At 71.9% G+C, this 18231-nt stretch carries 13 protein-coding genes; 9 read left to right on the top strand and 4 right to left on the bottom strand.

Annotated features, from left to right (window positions below; translation table 11 throughout):
* The first annotated feature begins 34 nt into the window (after window positions 1-34).
* From ORI60_RS22515 to ORI60_RS22500, 4 genes are all read left to right on the top strand, one after another.
* A complete protein-coding gene (locus ORI60_RS22515) occupies window positions 35-3568 on the top strand; it encodes a helix-turn-helix domain-containing protein (protein ID WP_266039822.1) in 3534 nt (1177 codons plus the stop codon).
* A gap of 125 nt (window positions 3569-3693) precedes the next feature.
* Entirely contained in the window at window positions 3694-3822 is a 129-nt protein-coding gene (locus tag ORI60_RS22510; protein WP_266039821.1) for a hypothetical protein, read from the top strand.
* A gap of 463 nt (window positions 3823-4285) precedes the next feature.
* Complete coding sequence (locus ORI60_RS22505; RefSeq protein ID WP_266039820.1) at window positions 4286-5137, top strand: NAD(+)/NADH kinase; 852 nt, start codon at window positions 4286-4288, stop codon at window positions 5135-5137.
* A 147-nt stretch (window positions 5138-5284) separates the two neighbouring features.
* Entirely contained in the window at window positions 5285-6232 is a 948-nt protein-coding gene (locus tag ORI60_RS22500; RefSeq protein ID WP_266039819.1) for an alpha/beta fold hydrolase, read from the top strand.
* Here the strand turns inward: ORI60_RS22500 and ORI60_RS22495 are convergent.
* Window positions 6225-7511: an MFS transporter gene (locus ORI60_RS22495; RefSeq protein WP_416234486.1), complete on the bottom strand. Its 1287-nt coding sequence runs from the start codon at window positions 7509-7511 to the stop codon at window positions 6225-6227. The two genes, ORI60_RS22500 and ORI60_RS22495, sit on opposite strands and share 8 nt — an antisense overlap.
* Window positions 7512-7653: 142 nt before the next feature.
* Between ORI60_RS22495 and ORI60_RS22490 the strand changes: the two genes are divergently transcribed.
* Both ORI60_RS22490 and ORI60_RS22485 read left to right on the top strand, forming a co-directional pair.
* Window positions 7654-8325: a TetR/AcrR family transcriptional regulator gene (locus tag ORI60_RS22490; protein WP_266039816.1), complete on the top strand. Its 672-nt coding sequence runs from the start codon at window positions 7654-7656 to the stop codon at window positions 8323-8325.
* Window positions 8326-8409: 84 nt separating this feature from the next.
* Entirely contained in the window at window positions 8410-9075 is a 666-nt protein-coding gene (locus tag ORI60_RS22485) for a hypothetical protein (RefSeq protein WP_266039815.1), read from the top strand.
* Here ORI60_RS22485 and ORI60_RS22480 read toward each other — a convergent pair.
* Together ORI60_RS22480 and ORI60_RS22475 are read right to left on the bottom strand one after the other, a co-directional pair.
* A complete protein-coding gene (locus tag ORI60_RS22480) occupies window positions 9065-9856 on the bottom strand; it encodes a GNAT family N-acetyltransferase (protein WP_266039814.1) in 792 nt (263 codons plus the stop codon). The genes ORI60_RS22485 and ORI60_RS22480 overlap by 11 nt on opposite strands.
* A 10-nt stretch (window positions 9857-9866) precedes the next feature.
* A complete protein-coding gene (locus ORI60_RS22475) occupies window positions 9867-10859 on the bottom strand; it encodes a helix-turn-helix domain-containing protein (RefSeq protein WP_266039812.1) in 993 nt (330 codons plus the stop codon).
* 99 nt (window positions 10860-10958) lie between these two features.
* Between ORI60_RS22475 and ORI60_RS22470 the strand changes: the two genes are divergently transcribed.
* Window positions 10959-11921 (top strand): alpha/beta hydrolase, encoded by a 963-nt coding sequence (locus tag ORI60_RS22470; protein ID WP_266039811.1) that lies wholly within the window; start codon window positions 10959-10961, stop codon window positions 11919-11921.
* On the opposite strand, the gene ORI60_RS22465 is transcribed toward ORI60_RS22470, so the two are convergent.
* Complete coding sequence (locus ORI60_RS22465) at window positions 11905-13959, bottom strand: cellulase family glycosylhydrolase (protein ID WP_266039809.1); 2055 nt, start codon at window positions 13957-13959, stop codon at window positions 11905-11907. The two genes, ORI60_RS22470 and ORI60_RS22465, sit on opposite strands and share 17 nt — an antisense overlap.
* Window positions 13960-14151: 192 nt before the next feature.
* Here ORI60_RS22465 and ORI60_RS22460 point away from each other — a divergent pair, with 192 nt between their 5' ends.
* Together ORI60_RS22460 and ORI60_RS22455 are read left to right on the top strand one after the other, a co-directional pair.
* Complete coding sequence (locus ORI60_RS22460; RefSeq protein ID WP_266039808.1) at window positions 14152-16800, top strand: glycoside hydrolase family 9 protein; 2649 nt, start codon at window positions 14152-14154, stop codon at window positions 16798-16800.
* A 135-nt stretch (window positions 16801-16935) separates the two neighbouring features.
* Entirely contained in the window at window positions 16936-17958 is a 1023-nt protein-coding gene (locus ORI60_RS22455; protein WP_266039806.1) for a LacI family DNA-binding transcriptional regulator, read from the top strand.
* The last annotated feature ends 273 nt before the right edge of the window (window positions 17959-18231 follow it).

The following is an 18231-nucleotide window of genomic DNA, read 5'->3' as shown; positions in this document are numbered from 1 at the left end:
CACTCCCCGGGGGAGGCACGGGGGGAGAACGGGGATGCCACGCAAGGAACGGCCGCTCGACGCGGGTGACTCGGCGGTGCTCGCGTTCGCGCGGGAGCTCAGGTCGTTGCGGGAGCGGGCGGGCAGCCCGACCTACCGCCGGCTCAGTGCGCTGACGCACTACTCGGAGGCGGCGCTGTCCCAGGCCGCCGCCGGGCGCAAGCTGCCGACGCTGCAGGTCACGCTCGCGTACGTGCGCGCGTGCGGCGGTTCCGAGGAGGAGTGGGAGCGCCGCTGGCACGCCGCGGCCGAGGCCGAACCCCGGCCCGAGCAGGACCCCGGCTCGCCCTACGCCGGGCTGACCGCGTTCGGGCAGCAGGACGCCGACCGGTTCTTCGGCCGCGACCGCCTGGTCGACCGGCTCACCCGCCTGGCCGCGGACGAACGCGTCGTCGTGGTGGTCGGCGCGTCGGGCGCGGGCAAGTCGTCGCTGCTCAGGGCCGGTCTGATGCCCCGACTCGGCGACCGGGCCGTGCTGTTCACACCCGGTCCCAGTCCGCTGCGGGAGTGCGAAAGAGCGCTGCGGGACGCCGGCGAGGACACCGTTCTCGTGGTCGACCAGTTCGAGGAGATCTTCACCCTCTGCGAGGACCGCGACACCCGCAGGCGGTTCGTCGACCGGCTGACCGCGCACCGGGTGGTGCTGGGCGTGCGGGCCGACTTCTACGGCCACTGCACGGACTTCCCCGCGCTGGTCGAGGCGATGGGCCGGGCCCAGGTCACCGTCGGCCCGATGAGCACCGACGAGCTGCGCGCCGCGATCATCCAGCCGGCCAGGCGCATCGGGCACACCGTCGAGACCGCCCTGGTCGCCGAGCTCGTCGCGAACTGCGCCGAGCAGGCCGGCGCGCTGCCGTTGCTCTCGCACGCGCTGCTGGAGACGTGGCACCGCCGCAAGGGCAACACCCTGACGCTGCAGGGCTTCCGCGCCGCGGGTGGGTTCGAGGGCGCGCTGACCCGCACGGCCGAGTCGGTGTTCACCGGGCTCACCGGAGGGCAGCAGGAGTTCGTGCGGTCGCTGTTCCTCCGGCTCACCGCGGTCGGCGACGGCACCGAAGACACCAAACGCCGCATCAGCCGCGCCGAGCTCGACGACGAACCGGACGTCGCGCTCGTGCTGGAGGCGCTCACCACGCACCGGCTGATCACGGTCGACCACGACCGGATCGAGATCACGCACGAGGCGTTGATCCGCAGCTGGCCGAGGCTGCGCGAGTGGCTGGCGGCCGACCGCGACGGCCTGCGCGCCCATCGCGACCTCGCCGAGTCGGCGGCGGTGTGGGAGTCGCTCGACCGCGATCCCGGCGCGCTCGTGCGCGGGGTGCGCCTGGAGTCGTTCCGCTCGTGGCTGACGGACCCGCCGCACCCGCTGACCGCCCGCGAGCGCGAGTTCCTCACGACCAGCGTCGCCGCGGAGTCGGCCGAGCTCGCGAACGCCCGCCGGGGCCGGCGCCGGTTGCAGGTCCTCGTCGGCCTGCTCACCCTGCTCCTGGTCGTCACGACCGGCATCAGCGTCCTGGCGGTGCGGGCCGGCGGCGAGGCGACCAGGCAGCGCAACAACGCGCTGTCGCAGAAGGTCGCGCAGGACGCGAAACGGCTGCGCGGCACCGATCCGGCGCTCGCCGCCCAGCTCGCGCTCGCCGCCTACCGGCTCTCCCCCACGCCCGACGCCCGCAGCGCCGTGCTCAGCGCGTTCACGCCGTTCTACGCCACCCGGCTGACCGGCCACGGCGACAACGTCAACTCCGTCGCGTACTCGCCGGGACGCAAGCTGCTGGCCAGCTCCAGCCGGGACCACACGGTCGACGTGGTCGACGTCGCCGACCCGCACCACCCGCGCGAGGTCTCCACGCTCACCGGTCACACCGACAACGTCGCGAAGGTCGCGTTCACCTCCGACGGCGCGGTCCTGGCCACGGCCGGATGGGACCGCACGGCCCGGCTGTGGGATCCGGGCACCGGCGGCGTGCTCGCCACCCTCGCCCACCCCGACCACGTCAACGCCGTCGCGTTCAGCGGCGACGACCGGATCCTGGCCACCGCGAGCACCGACCGGTTCGTCCGGCTGTGGGACCTCACCGACCTGCGCAGCCCGCGCAGGATCGCCGAACTGCCCCACCCCGGCGCGGTCATCTCGCTCGCGTTCGGCGCGGACCGGCTCGTCGCCGGAACCGGGGACGGCGCCGCGCTGGTGTGGGACCTGGCCGGCACCACCTCGCGCACGCTCGCGGGCAAAGGGCCGGTCCACGCGGTCGCCGTCAGCCCGGACGGCCAGAGCATCGCCGTCAGCCACGACCGCGACGTCCGGATCTGGCCGGCGAACGGCGGCGAACCGCGCACGCTGTCCGGGCACACCGACGCCGTGCGCGGCCTGGCGTTCAGCCCCGACGGCCGCCTCGCGAGCACCTCGGTCGACCGCACGGCCCGCGTCTGGGACCTGACCCGGCCCGATCCGCTCGTGCTGGCCGGCCACACCGCCGCCGTCGTCGCGGCCACGTTCGCCGGAACGACGCTGGTCACCGCGAGCGACGACCACACCGTCCGGCTGTGGGACCTGCCCGGTGAGCTCCTCCAGGCCCACGACGACTCCGTCTACGCCGTGGCCACGAACGGCGAGATCATCGCGACCGGCGGCTACGACCGCACCGTGAAGCTGTGGCAGGACGGCAGGCTCCTCGCGGTCCTCACCGGGCCGGGCGACGCCGTCAACGCGGTCAGGTTCACGCCGGACGGCAGGACCCTGCTCGCGGCGAGCGCCGACCGCCGCGTGCACCGCTGGGACGTCAGCGGCACACCGGTGAAGCTCCCGGACCTCGCGGGTCACTCCGACGCCGTCAACGCCCTGGCCATCAGCCAGGACGGGGCCACCATCGCCACCGCCGGCACCGACCGCGCCATCGTCCTGTGGGACGCGGCGACCGGCGCCTCGCTCGGCACGCTGCGCAGCCACTCGGACTCCGTGCAGTCGCTCGCCTTCAGCCCGGACGGCCGCCGCCTGGCCAGCGGCTCCGACGACTTCAGCGTCCGGATCTGGGACGTCGCCCAGCGCCGGGTGACCACCCACCTCGCCGGCGGGTCGCACGTCGCCAAGTCCGTCGCGTTCAGTCCCGACGGCACGCTCCTGGCCACCGGGGGCACCGACTTCGCCGTCCGCGTGTGGGACGCCGCGACCGGTGCTCTCAACGCCGAGCTCACCGGCCACACCGACACCGTGCACGCCGTCGCGTTCTCCCCCGACGGCGCGACGCTGGCGAGCGCGAGCGCCGACCACGACGTCCGGCTGTGGCGGACGAGCGACCGCACCCCGCTCGCCACCCTGTCCGGCCACGCCGAGCGGGTCTACGCGCTCGCGTTCACGTCCGACGGCCACACGCTGCTCAGCGCGGGCGGCGACCGGACCGTCCGAGCGTGGGAGGCCGACGTCGAGCACGCCGCCGAACGCATCTGCGCCGCGGTGTCGCCGCCCCTGTCCGCCCCCGACTGGAACCGCCACTTTCCGGACGTCGACCTCACCCCGCCCTGCCGATGACCCGTCGTCAGATCGACGATCTCGGCAGCTTCACCTCGTCACTCACGGTGTTCCCCCTTCCCTCGCCGCCCTGTGTAGCGGGAGGGGGTTCTTCACGGTCGACGCCGTGAGCTGAAGAAACAAAGGTGAACAACCGCGTTCCTCGCCGCACGACCGGTTCCTCGACGCAACGTCGGCTGACCGCCGCCACGATCGTGAGCACCGCCGTGCAGCCCGCGATCGCCGGACCCGCCACGAGGCAGGTCAGCGCGTGAGCACCGGGACGTCCACACCGGACTCCCGCACCGCGGCAAGGTCGACCTGCAACGCCGGTTCCGAGGCCGCAGGCTCGTCACGCTCGTACCCATGCAGGCACCTCCGCCGGTCCTTAGACGGCGTGACCGGCGCCGGTCAGCAACGCCCAGTAGCGGTCGCCCTAGGACCAGTGCCACCACTCGGCCGGGTAGTTGATCAGGCCGGCGGCACTCAGGGCGCGTAGTCCAACGGCACCAAAGGGTCCCCGTTGTCGAGCACGCGGATGGCGCGCACGATCGGATCGGCCAGCAGGATGGTCATGCGGCCGACCTGGGAACGTGCGTCCATCCAGGACTCCTCCTCCAGGCCGCGCCCGCACGCCGAACGAATCGGGAGCGCGGGCACCGGCCGTTCGGACGAGGGACGCACGGCGCGCGGGAATTCGGCAGACTGGTGCCGTGACCCGACAGAGGACGATCTGACGTGCACGCCGCCGGCCTGGTGCTGCACCCGCGACGCGACTCCGCCGCCGCCGTCGAGGCCGTCCTCGGCTGGGCGACCAAGCGCGGTGTCGAGATCCTCGGCATCTCCGACGAGATCCAGCGCCTGCGCTGCGAGGCCACCCCGGTCACCGCGGAGGAGCTGGGCCGCCGCGCCGACCTGCTGGTGAGCCTCGGCGGCGACGGCACGATGCTGCGCGCCATGCGCATGGCCGACGGCGAACGAGCGCCCGTCCTCGGCGTCAACCTGGGCAGACTCGGCTTCCTGGCCGAGGTCGACGTCCCGGACCTGCCCGCAGCGCTGAGCGCCATCGACGCCCGGAACTTCACCGTCGAACCCCGCATCGCCGTCGACGCGCGCTTCAACGACCAGGCGGTCACCGCGTTCAACGACGTCGCCGTGGTCCGCATCCCCGGCGAGGGCAGCGCCCGCGTCGCCGTCCGGGTGGCCGGCCAGCCGTTCGTCAGCTACGCCGCCGACGCCGTCATCGTGGCCACGCCGACCGGCTCCACCGCCTACAGCTTCTCCGCGGGCGGCCCGATCACCAGCCCGTCCGTCGAAGCGCTGCTCGTCACCCCGGCCGCCCCCCACTCCGCCTACAGCCGGGGCGTGGTGCTGTCGGTGAACGACGAGGTCGACCTCGACCTGCTGCCGTCCAGCGGCCGCCTGGCCGTGGAGGTGGACGGCATGGTCGCGGGGTACGTCGAGCCGGGACAGCGGGTGTCGTTGCGCGGCCGTGCCGGTGCCGCGCGGGTGGTGCGGCTCGGGATGACGACGTTCTACCAGCGGGCGCGGCGCAAGCTGCGGCTCACCGACTCCGCCGAACTCGGGTGAGGCCGCGCGGGTGGACCGCCGAGGACCGCGAGAGCGAGGGCGGTATCTGCCCGAAGGTCGCCCACCACCTCGTTCCCTGATCTCCACTCGTGCTCGAGCGCCGCTTGTTCGGATGTCCGCGCCGAGCAACGGATGGGGGCAAGGAACATGGAGCTGAACAGGCGCAGGGTGTTCGCGCTGGGTGCGGGCGCCGCGCTCGCCGCGGGCACGGGGACCGCCGGTGCCGACACCGGGAGGCCGGCACCCGAGCCGAACCTCCCCGGCTTCAAGCACAACTACACCGAGGTGAACGGCGTGCGCCTGCACCACGTCACCGGCGGGCGGGGAGAACCGCTGCTCCTGCTGCCGGGATGGCCGCAGACGTGGTGGCTGTACAACAAGATCATGCCCGCGCTCGCGACGAAGTTCCGCGTCATCGCGGTGGACATGCGCGGCCAGGGCGGATCGGACAAGCCGCAGGGCGGGTTCGACAAGAAGACGATGGCGACCGACATCCACGAGCTCGTCAAGAAGCTCGGGTACGACCAGGTCAACATCGTCGGGCACGACCTGGGCAGCATGGTCGCGTTCGCCTTCGCGGCCAACTTCCCCGCCGCGACGAAGAAGGTCGCGTTCATGGACGTGCTGCACCCCGACGAGAGCTTCTACCAGATCCCGCTGCTGCCCCCGCCGGGCGGGTTCAGCCTCTGGTGGTTCGCGTTCAACCAGGTCATGGGCCTGCCCGAGCAGCTGCTGGCAGGCCGGTTCCGCTACCTGGTCGACTGGCTGTTCGCCAACACCGCGTTCACGCCGTCCGCCATCGACGAGCGGTCGCGGCGGATCTACGCGCAGAACTACAACTCGCCGGACGCCATCCGCGCGAGCAACGGCTGGTACCAGGCGTTCCACCAGGACATCGCGGACGGCAAGACGTACGCCAAGCTGACGCCGCCGGTGCTGGGCCTGGCCTCGATCTCGTCCTACGACCAGTTCCTGGGCGCGCTGCCGAACGTCGCGAACCAGTTCGAGGTCGTGCGCGTCGACGGGTCCGGCCACTGGCTCGCCGAGGAGCAGCCGGACTTCGTCGCCCGCGAGCTCACGCGGTTCTTCAGCTGACCGGACGTGCCGAGGGGATGAACGCCGCGATCACGACTGCCAGCAGCGCGGTCGCGGCGCCCAGGCCCATGATCAGCTGGAAGCTGAACGGCACGCCCACCTGCGTGAGCACGACGCCCGCCACCGCGCTCGACACCGACGTGCCGATCGCGCGCATCAGCGTGTTGAGGCTGTTGGCCGCGGCCGTCTCCGACGTCGGCACGGCACCCATGATCAGGGCGGGCATCGCGCCGTAGCCCAGGCCGATTCCCGCGCCGATCACGGCCGAGACCACGACGAGCTGCCACACCGCGGTCAGCATGAAAACCCCTGCGCCGTAACCAAGAGCGACCACGAGCGCGCCGAGGACCAACGTGACGCGCGGGCCCCGCGCGTTCGAGATCCGCGCGGACACCGGCGCCGTCGCCATCATCACCAGGCCGGACGGCACCAGCACCAGGCCCGTGACGAGCAGCGACTGGCCGAGCCCGTGGCCCGTCGAGACCGGCAGCTGCAGGATCTGGGGCAGCACCAGCGACTGCGCGAACATGGCGAACGCGAACACCGCCGAGGCGATGTTGGTCAGCAGCACCTGACGCCGGGCCGTGGTGCGCAGGTCGACCAGCGGCTGCGGTGACCGCAGCTCCCACCAGCCCCACAGCCCGAGCACGACGGCGGCCGCGACGAACAGGCCCGCGGTGGTGGCGCCGCTCCAGGTGGACGCCTTCGACACGCCGAGCAGCAGGCAGACCAGCGCGACCGACAGCCCCAGCGCGCCGAGGACGTCGAACCGCCCGCCGCCCCGCACCGGCGACTCCGGCACGACGACCAGGACCGCCACCAGCACGAGAACACCGGCCGCGGCCGACGTCCAGAACAGCATGTGCCAGTCGCTCTGCTCGACCAGGAACGCCGCCGCGGGCAGGCCGAGCGCTCCGCCGACGCCCAGCGAGGCGCTCATCAGCGCCGTCGCCCCGGCCAGCCGTTCGAGCGGCAGCTCGTCGCGCATGATGCTGATGCCGAGCGGGATGACGCCCACCGCCAGTCCCTGCACAACGCGGCCGACGACCAGCGGCACCAGCGAGTAGCTCAGCGCGGCGATCACCGAGCCCGCGACCAGCATGAGCAGGCTGACCAGCAGCATCCGGCGCTTGCCGTACATGTCGCCGAGCCGGCCGACGACGGGGGTCGCGACCGCGCTGGCCAGCAGTGTCGAGGTGATCACCCAGGTGGTGTCGCCGGGTGAGGAGCCCAGCAGTGCGGGAAACCTCGGCAGCAGCGGGATGACCAGCGTCTGCATCAGCGACACCGTGATGCCGCCCAGTGCCAGCACGGCCACGACGACGTTCGGACGGGTCACCGGGGGCGTTTCTTCGAGGAGCACGCCACCGAGTCTAAGTCAGTCACTTGACTTAACATCGGGTGGTGCGAGGATGTCCCGGATGTCCGAAGCGGAGGTGACGATGACCAAGGTGGACAGCCAGTCCAAGACGGAGCGCGCGCACGCCACGCGCGAGCTGATCCTCACGGCGGCCGAGCGGCTCTTCGCCGAGCACGGCGTGGTCGCCGTCTCGAACCGCCAGGTCAGCGAGGCGGCCGGCCAGGGCAACAACACCGCCGTCGGCTACCACTTCGGCACCAAGGCCGACCTCGTGCGGGCCATCACGCGCAAGCACCTGGCGCACATCGAGGAGATCAGGCAGCGGATGGTCACCGGCCTCGGTGACTCGCCCGGCCTGCGCGACTGGCTCGACTGCCTCGTCCGCCCGGTCACCGAGCACCTGGAAGCGGTCGGCAGCCCCACCTGGTTCGCCCGGTTCGGCGCGCAGGTCATGACCGACCCGACGCTGCGGCCGATCATCGTGGAGGAGACGCGCTCGTCGCCGTCCCAGGTGCGCATCCTGGCGGGCCTGAACGCCTGCCTCGCCGACCTGCCGGACGACGTGCGCGCCGAACGCCACGACATGGCACGCCAGCTGCTGGTGCACATGATCGCCGAACGCGAGCGTGCCCTCGCCGACGGCACCCCGACCCCGCGGGCGAGCTGGCCCGACGCCGCGACAGGACTGGTCGACGCCCTCGCCGGGATGTGGCTCGCTCCCGTCAGCGGCTAGGTCGCGTCCCGGGAGTTCGTCCGGTGGCAGGCGCGGGCCTGGAAAACGTTCGAGCACACCTTCCTGACCTGCCACCCTGGTGCGGTGCTGCTCAAGCTGACCGGGTCCAGCTGTGCGGGCAAGACCACGCTCGCCTTCGCCGCGGGCGAGCGGCTGGAGCGGCTCGCCGTGCACGACTTCGACGAGGTCGGCGTGCCCGAGAACCCCGATCGCCACTGGCGCCACCGCGAGACCGAGAGGTGGGTGCGCCGCGCGCTGGAGTACCAGGACCGCGGGGTCGACCTCCTGCTCACCGGCCAGTCCCCGCTCGGCGAGGTCCTGGCCTGTCCGAGCGCCCCGCTGCTGGACGGGATCGCGGTGTGCCTGGTCGACGTGTCCGACGAGGTCAGGCGCAGCAGGCTCACCGCGCGCGACGCGGGCCGGTGGGACGCGCGGGCGGTCGGCGCCTTCCTCGGCTGGGCCGCCTGGCACCGCGAGCACGCCACGAACCCCCGGCACCTGCCCGGCGCCGTCGTCGACGACGGCTGGCCGGACATGGCCTGGGACCGCTGGACCGGCTGGACAGCCGACGACCCGCGGTGGTGCACCCACCTGCTCGACACCACGGACCGGTCCGTCTCGGAGTCCGCGGACCAGGTGGAGCAGTGGGTGGTCCAGCAGCGCGACGCGCTCCGATCCGAACGTCTCCCCCTCTCGCGGGGCTGGTCAGATCCGGCAGCAGCCCGAGCCGATCACGGGACTAGCCCTTGAGCGCGTAGAACCTGATCGGCGAGTTCGGCTCGAACCCGATCCGGGGGTAGACCGGCGCTCCGGCGGCCGTGGCGTGCAGCGTGGCACGGGTGATCCCGGTGGCCCGCCAGGCCTCGTACAACGCCTTGCGCGTCACGGCCTCGCCGTAACCCCGGCGCTCCCACCCCGGCTCGGTCGCGACCAGCACCACGAAGAGCCGGCCCGCGGTCTCGACCGCACCCGCGCAGGTCACCGGCACGCCGTCCCGGAGGCCCAGGTACGCGTGCACGCCGCTCTTCCACAGCGCCGAACCGGCGATGCCGTCGCGCCCGGCCTCCACGCCGAAGCCGTACGCACGGGAGTTGATGTCCGCGTACGCCAGCAGCTGGTCGTCGGTCGTCACCCGCTCGAACGTCAGCTCCGCGTGCGAGGGCTCGGGGATCGGCAGCAGGTCGCCCGCCATCCCGGTGCCGGGGAAGGCGTGCTCGAGGCCGGCACGACCGGCCAGCGCGTCGAGGTCGGCACCCTCCGCCAGGCCCTCGAACACCCACAGGAAACCGAATTCCTGCTTCGTCCGCATGACGTCGGCGGCTTCGGCGAAGCGCTGCGCGAGCAGGTCGGCTCCGATGCCGGACTCGGTCAGCGTCACGCAGTTCCAGAACGGGAACCGGCAGTCCGCCCACCGCACCGCGATGCCGGGGAGATCGCGCACGTCGGCATCCGGGTTCCGGTCCAGCACCATGGCGCGCCACCCGACAGTGAGCTGCTCCAGCGACTCCAGCGCTTCCGTCGAATCGATCATGCGATCGAGCTTAGTCGGCGGCGTTCTCCCGCAGTCGTCGCAACATCAGCGCCAGGTGGAGCCGGAACCGACCGGCCGCCGAGTCGAGCTCGAACCCGAGCACCGACTCGGCGCGGGCGAGCCGTGCGGGCATGGTGCTGTGGTGCCGGTGCAACGCCGCCGCGGCCTTGCGCACCGAACCCGTGGCGCACAACGCGTCCAGCACCGTGATCATGCCCGCCTCCGCGGCCAGCCGGTCGAGCGCGCGCACGTCGGGCAAGGCATCGATGTCGGCGAGGGCCACCTGATCGGCCAGAAGTGCCAGGCTCCCGAGCCTTTCCCACCACACCACCGGCTCACTGTCCGATGTGTACCGCAACGCCGTCCGCGCGGCCTGCCAGGACTTCGCCGCGTCGATCGCGGGCAGCGACGGGCCGACGCCGAGACGGCCGGTGGTCTCCGGGACCTCGGTGGCCAGCACCGCACGCACGGCCCCCAGCAGCACCGAACGTCCGGGAACGTCCCCGGTGGCCGCCAGCACGCGCAACGGCGCCGTGGCGGGGACGCCGAGCAGGTGCAGCGCGCGAGAACGTTCCGCCGTGCCGGCACCTTCGGACAGGACCAGCTCGACCAGCGCGGGATCGCCCAGTTCCGGCAGGGGCACGCTGGAGTGTTCGAGCAGCACGGCGGCGGCGATCGCGAACCGTTCCAGCAGCATGTCGTCCAGCGGCGCGGGCGCGCCCTGCCGGGCCACCCAGACCTCCACGCCGCCTTCAAGTGCGCGGATCGAGGCCTTCGCGGGCACCGGGCCCGCCGTGACCGCTCCCCCGGCGTCGGCGCGCAGCAGGAGGCCCTGGGCGGGCGCGTGCAGGCCGGCCGGGCACCCGGCGAGCTCGGACGTGCTGCGCACCAACACGTCCAGGCCCGCGCGTTCGGTGATCAGGCGATCGAAGAACCCGATCACCCTCACCGCGCTCTCGGCGTCGGCGTCCAGCCCGGACAACCTCAGCAGCAGGCCCTTCATCCCGTCACCATAGCCCCCGACAGGTGGCTGGCCGGATGTCCGAATAGCCCGCCACGTGTCGGCTGCCCGCACCGCCGTTCCGAGCCGAGGATGGGTCCCATGAGCTACGACCTGGATCCCGAACTGCTGCCCTGGCTCGACATGCTGCCGCAGGTGACCATGACCGACTACAAGGCACTGGTCGCCGCCCGCACCCAGCAGTCGGAGCTGGCGAACCTCATCCCGGTGTACGAGCCGGCCCACCCGATCGACGTCCGCGACGAGACGGTTCCCGGTCCGTCCGGCGCACCGGACGTGCGGGTGCGCGTCTACGGCCGCGCCGGCCGCGAGAACCCCGTGCCCGGCCTGGTGTACATCCACGGCGGCGGGTTCGTCATCGGCAGCGTCGAGATGTTCGAGGCTCACGTGCTGAAGGTCGTGGACCAGCTGAACGTCGTCGTCGTGTCCGTCGACTACCGGCTCGCTCCAGAGCACCCGTTCCCGGCACCGGTCGAGGACTGCTACGCGGCCCTCACGTGGGTCGCTGCCAAGGCCGGCGAGCTCGGCATCGATCCCGCCCGGCTCGGCGTCGGCGGCGAGAGCGCGGGTGGCGGGCTCACCGCCGGGACCGTGCTGCTCGCGCGCGATCGAGGCGGTCCCGAACTCGCCTTCCAGCTCCTCGGCATCCCCGAGCTCGACGACCGGCTCGACACCGACTCGATGCGGGACTACGTCGACACCCCGCTGTGGAACCGCCCCAACGCGATCTACAGCTGGACCGCCTACCTGGGCACCGAACCGGGCGGCGACGACGTCTCGCCGTACGCCGCCCCGGCCCGTGCCACCGACCTGTCCGGGCTCCCGCCCGCGTTCGTCACCACCTGCCAGTACGACCCACTGCGCGACGAGGGCGTCGAGTACGCGCGACGGCTCGCGCACGCGGGTGTACCGACCGAGCTGCGCCTGTACCCCGGCACGTTCCACGGTTCCTCGCTCGTCGAAAGCGCGGAGATCTCGCGCCGGATGTTCGCCGACGAGGTGGACGCGTTGCGCCGCGGCCTGAAGGTCACGGACTCCCGGTGACCGTGCTGCCGGACTTCGTGACGTGGTAGGTGACGGTGGCGCCGCTCCAGTAGTGGAACGTCAGCGTCACCCGCGCGTTGTCGTTGACCTCGGCGAAGAACTCCGGGGTCAGCGTCGTCGCGCCGGTGGTGTAGTTCGGCGCGAACGCCCGGTCGAACTCCTTGAAGGAGGTCCAGTTGTGCGGGCCGGCGTTCGACCCGTCGGCGTACTTCGCCTCCATCGTGGCGAGCAGGTCACCGCGGAAGGCGGTGGGGATCGCGAACGAGCCGGTGGTGCCGGTCGCGGCGGACAGGACGGGCGTGTCGTGGGTGACCAGGTTGACGCGCCACGGCACCCCCGCGGAGAAGTGGGCCGTCAGCACGGCGTTCGTGCCGTAGGCACGTGATCCGCTCAGCCTGGTCATCGCCGCGGCGGTCAGCGTGAGCTGGTCGCCCGAGATCGTGTAGTCGGTGCCCCGCACCAGTTCCGCGGTGCCCTGGCGCAGGCCGGTGAAAGTGGTCCCGTTGGGGTTCAACGTGATCGTCTTGGCGGTGACGGCGCTCGCCCTGGCGCTGAACACCTGGTCGGACGACGCGGTGCCGGAGCGGGTGGTCCAGCTCGACTTGATGTGCGCGATCAGTTCGGGGTCGCTCCACTGGAAGGACGTGCGGCCGAGGTGCTGGCCGTTGTCCCACAGCATCGTGGTGATCTTCTTGGTGCGGGCGTAGTAGCCGAAGTGCTCGAAGAACTTCAGCTTCTCGCCCTGCTGGATCGTGCCGGTGTGGCGGTCGAACCCGAGCAGCCCGTACTCGCCGAGGATCACCGGGACGCCGCGCGAGACGAAGGTGTTGTGCACGCGGTCGAAGGAGTCGGTCAGGTCCTTCTGCGCGGTCGCGTCGTACCGCGTCCCGCCGGCGACGTTCACGCTGAACGGCCAGTAGCCGTAGTAGTGCACGGTCGCGGCCAGGTTCGGGTCGCCGAACCCGCGGATCGACGTGGCCAGCTCGTCGAGGCGCGCCTGGTCGGACGACGTGTGCAGGGTGGGCAGGACGAGCAGGCGGTTCGCGTTGTTGCCGCCCGAGCGCCGCACGATGTCGCGGAACGACGCGTTCAGCTCGTGCAGCAGCTGTGCGTTCTGGGCGTCACCCGAGCTGCCGGTGAACTGCGGCTCGTTCACGCTCTCGAACACGAGCTTGCCCGGCGAGTCGCGGAAAGCGGTGGCCAGCTGCGTCCAGATCGCGTTGTAGCGGGTGAGCACGCCGGTGCGGTCGGACGGCATGGCCGCCATCCACTGCCACGAGTCGTGGTGGATGTTGATCATCACGTGGAAGCCGTCCGCCAGCGCCCAGCCGACGACCTCCTTGACGCGGTTGAGGTACGCCGCCTCGATCACGTGGTCCTGACCCTGGTGCTGGCCCCACGTGACGGGGATCCGGATGCTCTTGAAGCCCTGCGCCTTCACGTTGTCCAGCAAGGCCTCCGTGACGCGCGGGTTGCCCCAGGACGTCTCGTCGCTGCCCGTGGAGTCCAGCGTGTTGCCGAGGTTCCACCCCGGCTGCATCGCCGCCACCTGCGCCATCGCGTCGCCCGGCACCGGGTTCCCCGTGGTGGTCGTGGTGGTGGTTGTCGTCGTGGTCGTGGGCGTGCCCGGCTCACCGGTGCACGTGACGCCGTTGAGGGCGAACGACTGCGGTGCCGTGTTGGCGCCGGACCAGCTGCCGTTGAAGCCGAAGGACACCGAGGCGTTCGGCTCGATCACCCCGTTGTAGCCGGCGTTGACGGCGGTGGCGTCGGCACCCGAGGAGGTGACGGTGGCGTTCCACGCCTGGGTCACCCGCTGGCCGGACGGCCACGTCCAGGTCAGGCGCCAGCCGTCGACGCGCTCCCCCAGGTTCGTCACGGAGACGTTCGCGGTGAACCCGCCGCTCCACTGGCTCGGCACCGCGTAGTCCACCTTGCAGCCCGGCGCCGCCGAGGCGGGAGCCACCACCGCCAGGCCGATGCTCGCGGCCACCGAGACGAAAGCCGCCATGAGCGCGAAACCGCGCCGTCCGGTCATGACACACCTCCCGAATCTGGGAGCGTTCCCAGGTGGCCGGACTGTAGTGAGCGGCGATCGAGGCGGACAGACGAGTCGTCGAATCGACGTCGAACGCGGAAACCCCTCTGTCGCAGTGCTTTCGTGACCGTTACAGTCCCGGATCTGGGAGCGCTCCCAGATTCGTCCGAACTCCTGTCCCCGGAGGCTGACGTGCACGGACGCAGAGCTGTCACAGCCGTCCTCGTCGCGGTGCTCGCGGTGGTGGCCGGTCCGCTGGTGTCACCTTCGGCGGCCGCACCCGCGTTCAACTACGGCGAGGCGCTGCAGAAGTCGGTCTGGTTCTACGACGCCCAGCGTTCGGGCAAGCTGCCCGCGACCAACCGCGTGAGCTGGCGCGGGGACTCGGCGCTGCGCGACGGCTCCGACGTCGGCCTCGACCTGTCCGGCGGCTTCTACGACGCCGGCGACCACGTGAAGTTCGGGCTGCCCTTCGCGTTCAGCGTGTCGATGCTCGCCTGGGGCGCCGTCGAGAACCGGGCCGCCTACGTGAGCTCCGGCCAGCTCCCGCACCTCATGGCGAACCTGCGGCACGGCACGGACTGGATCATCAAGGCGCACCCGTCCCCGAACGTCGTCTACGGGCAGGTCGGCGCGGGCAACCCCGACCACGCGTGGTGGGGGTCGGCGGAGGTCATGCCGATGGCCCGCCCGTCGTACAAAGTGGACAGTTCGTGTCCCGGCTCCGACCTCGCCGGCGAGTACGCGGCGGCCATGGCGTCGGCGTCGATGGTCTTCAAGGACACCGATCCCACCTACGCGGCCACCCTGCTCACGCACGCCAAGCAGCTCTACACCTTCGCGGACACCTACCGCGGCAAGTACAGCTCGTGCATCACGGACGCCGCGAGCTTCTACAACTCCTGGAGCGGCTACCAGGACGAGCTCGTCTGGGGCGCGATCTGGCTGCACCGCGCCACCGGTGACGCGAGCTACCTGACCAAGGCGAAGACGGAGTACCAGAAGCTCGGCACCGAACCGCAGAGCACGGAACGCTCCTACAGGTGGACCATCGCCTGGGACGACAAGTCCTACGGCGCCTACGTCCTGATGGCGAAGCTGACCGGCGAGCAGACCTACGTCACCGATGCCAACCGCTGGCTGGACTTCTGGACCACCGGGTACAACGGCAACCGGGTGCGCTACTCCCCCGGCGGCCAGGCGGTGCTCGACAGCTGGGGGTCGCTGCGCTACGCCGCCAACACCGCGTTCGCGGCGCTGACCTACTCGGACTGGCTGTCCACACGCGACAGTGCGCGCGCCAGGACCTACCACGACTTCGGGGTGCGGCAGATCAACTACGCCCTCGGCGACAACCCGCGCAACGCGAGCTACGTCGTCGGGTTCGGCACCAACCCGCCGCGCAACCCCCACCACCGGGGCGCGCACGGCTCGTGGGCCGACAGCATCCAGGAGCCCGCGGTCAGCCGGCACGTGCTGTACGGGGCACTGGTCGGCGGTCCCAGCACCAACAACGACGCCTACACCGACAGCCGCAGCGACTACGTGATGAACGAGGTCGCGCTCGACTACAACGCGGGCTTCACCGGCGCGCTCGCCCGGCTGTACGGGGAGTTCGGCGGCACTCCGCTCGCCTCCTTCCCAGTCGCGGAGACCCCGGACGGCCCCGAGCTGACCGTGCAGGCGTCGGTGAACCAGAGCGCCGCCCAGTTCACCGAGATCAAGGCGTTCGTGCTCAACAAGAGCGCGTGGCCGGCGCGGACGTTCAACGGCACCCTGCGCTACTACTTCACGCTCGACGGCGCCACCACACCCGGCCAGATCACGGTCACCACGAACTACAACCAGTGCGGCACACCCGGTGCGCCGGTGCAGCACAGCGGCGCCGTGTACTACGTGGAGATCCCGTGCCCCGGCGTGGCTCCGGCCGGGCAGTCCGCGTACCGCAAGGAGGTCCAGTTCCGGATCACCAGCGCGGGCACCTGGGACCCGGCCAACGACTGGTCCCACACCGGCCTCGGCAGCGGCAACACCGTCGTCCAGACCGACCGGATCACGCTGCGCCAGGACGGGAAGACCGTGTGGGGCAACGAGCCCGGCGGCGCCGTGGAGGACAGCGAGCCACCGTCTGTCCCGAGTGGACTGACCGCCTCCGATGCCGGCCCGACGAGCGTCACGCTGACCTGGACGGCCTCGGCCGACAACGTCGGGGTGGCCGGGTACGACGTCCTCAGCGGCACTACCGTCACGGCGACGGCGACCACGACCAGCCTGCGGGTCACCGGCCTCACGCCGGACACGCCGTACACGTTCTCGGTGCGCGCCCGCGACACGGCGGGCAACGTGTCCGCCGCCAGCGCTCCGGTCACCACGCGCACCCTCCCCGGCGTCGCCGCCACTCTGACGGTGCAGCACAGGGGGTCCGGCGCGGCCACGACGAACCAGATCGGCGCCACGCTCCAGCTGACGAACCGGGGCACGGCACCGGTCAGCCTCTCCACCACGACGATCAGGTACTGGTTCACCGGTGACGCGCCGTCGGCGACCTACCAGGTGTGGTGCGACTGGGCGCAGATCGGGTGCGCCACCGTCCAGGCACGGGTGGTCAAGCTGCCCGCCGCGCGCACAGGCGCCGACGCGTACGTCGAGGTCTCCTTCGGCTCCGGCAGCCTCGCGGCGGGAGCGAGCACGGGCGAGATCCAGGTACGGGCAGCGAAGTCCGATTGGTCCTCTTTCAACCAGACCGACGACCACAGCTACCGCGTCAGCAACGCGCTCACCGACTTCGACAGGGTCACCGCCCACACCGGCGGTTCCCTCACGTGGGGCACCGAGCCCTGACGACTTCGGGACGGGACGTTCTGCACGGCACAGGCGTCCCGTCCCGTACCCAACCGCGGTCGCGCTCTCACGAACGGGCGACACGAGCGTTTCGTCACACCGGTCCGGCGGTCGCGGACTCCTACGATGTGCGTCATGACGGAGATCGACCGGCAACGACGGCCCGGCCCGCGGATCGAAGAGGTCGCCCGGCTGGCCGGCGTGTCCAAGTCGACGGTCTCCAGGGTGATCAACGGCGAGCAGTACGTGAGCGCCAAGGCCCGCGACGCCGTGCGCACGGCGATCACCCATCTCAAGTACAGCCCGAACCAGGCGGCCCGCTCCCTCGCGGGCAACAGGGCGAACGCCATCGCGCTGATCATCTCCGAGCAGGGCAGCAGGGTGCTCGGCGACCCGTTCTTCGCGGGCGTGCTGCGCGGCGTGCACGCGGAGCTGACCGGCCGGCGCATCCAGCTGCTGCTGATGCTGAGCCGCCCGGAGGACCACGACGACCTCCTCGCCTACCTGGCGAGCGGTCACGTCGACGGCGCGCTGCTGGTGAGCCTGCACGGCGACGACCCGCTGCCGCTGCGACTCCAGGAGTTCGGCCTGCCGGTGGTGGCGGGCGGCCGCCCGCTCGCGGCGGGCTCGGTCCCGTTCGTGGACTCGGACAACTTCACCGGCGGCCTCGACGCCGTGCGGCACCTGGTCTCACTGGGACGCACCCGGATCGCGACCGTGGCGGGCCCGCGCGACATGGCGGCGGGCCTGGACCGGCTCAGCGGCTGGCGACGGGGCCTCGGCGAGGCGAAGCTGTCCGCGGACCTCGTGGCGGAGGCCGACTTCACCCCGGAGAGCGGCGCCATCGCCATGTCGGAACTGCTCGACCGCGCCCCCGGGATCGACGCCGTGTTCGTCGCCGCCGACATCATCGCCCTGGGCGTGCTGAAGGTGCTGCACGCCCGAGGCAGGCGCGTGCCCGAGGACGTGGCGGTCGTGGGGTTCGACGACTCCCTGCTCGCGTCGACCGCGACCCCGCCGCTCACCACCGTCCGCCAGGACGTCGAGCAGCTCGGCCGCACGATGACGTGGCGGCTGCTGGGCGAGCTGGCGGGCGACGCCGGTCTTCCGCCCTCGCTGCTGCTGCCGACGTCTCTGGTGCGCCGCGCAAGCGCCTGATCCGGCGCGCGCCCTGGAGGCGGTGTCTGTTGGGTGGCGGTGTCCGCTGGACGCGGCACCAGCAGGGCGGCAATGCGTGCACGACGCGGTGCCAGCGAATGCGGCGCCACCCCGGGACGCGGCTTCAGCAGAGCGCAGCGCCACTGGACGCAGGTTTCGTCGAGGGCGGCGGCGGCCAGCGGCGGCGGCGGCCAGCGGCGGCGGCGGCCAGCGGCGGCGGCCAGCGGCGGCGGCGGCCAGCGGCGGCGGCGGCCAGCGGCGGCGGCCGCCAGA

This window comes from Lentzea sp. NEAU-D7, assembly GCF_026242055.1.
Lineage (GTDB): Bacteria > Actinomycetota > Actinomycetes > Mycobacteriales > Pseudonocardiaceae > Lentzea.
This window is presented reverse-complemented; position numbering and strand designations above follow the sequence as displayed.

Coding starts and splice junctions, on each gene's coding strand:
- ORI60_RS22455 (WP_266039806.1), top strand. CDS start 16,936: ATGACGGAGATCGACCGGCAACGACGGCCCGGCCCGCGGATCGAAGAG.
- ORI60_RS22475 (WP_266039812.1), bottom strand. CDS start 10,859: ATGAAGGGCCTGCTGCTGAGGTTGTCCGGGCTGGACGCCGACGCCGAG.
- ORI60_RS22480 (WP_266039814.1), bottom strand. CDS start 9,856: ATGATCGATTCGACGGAAGCGCTGGAGTCGCTGGAGCAGCTCACTGTC.
- ORI60_RS22515 (WP_266039822.1), top strand. CDS start 35: ATGCCACGCAAGGAACGGCCGCTCGACGCGGGTGACTCGGCGGTGCTC.
- ORI60_RS22500 (WP_266039819.1), top strand. CDS start 5,285: ATGGAGCTGAACAGGCGCAGGGTGTTCGCGCTGGGTGCGGGCGCCGCG.
- ORI60_RS22490 (WP_266039816.1), top strand. CDS start 7,654: ATGTCCGAAGCGGAGGTGACGATGACCAAGGTGGACAGCCAGTCCAAG.
- ORI60_RS22470 (WP_266039811.1), top strand. CDS start 10,959: ATGAGCTACGACCTGGATCCCGAACTGCTGCCCTGGCTCGACATGCTG.
- ORI60_RS22495 (WP_416234486.1), bottom strand. CDS start 7,511: ATGCAGACGCTGGTCATCCCGCTGCTGCCGAGGTTTCCCGCACTGCTG.
- ORI60_RS22465 (WP_266039809.1), bottom strand. CDS start 13,959: ATGACCGGACGGCGCGGTTTCGCGCTCATGGCGGCTTTCGTCTCGGTG.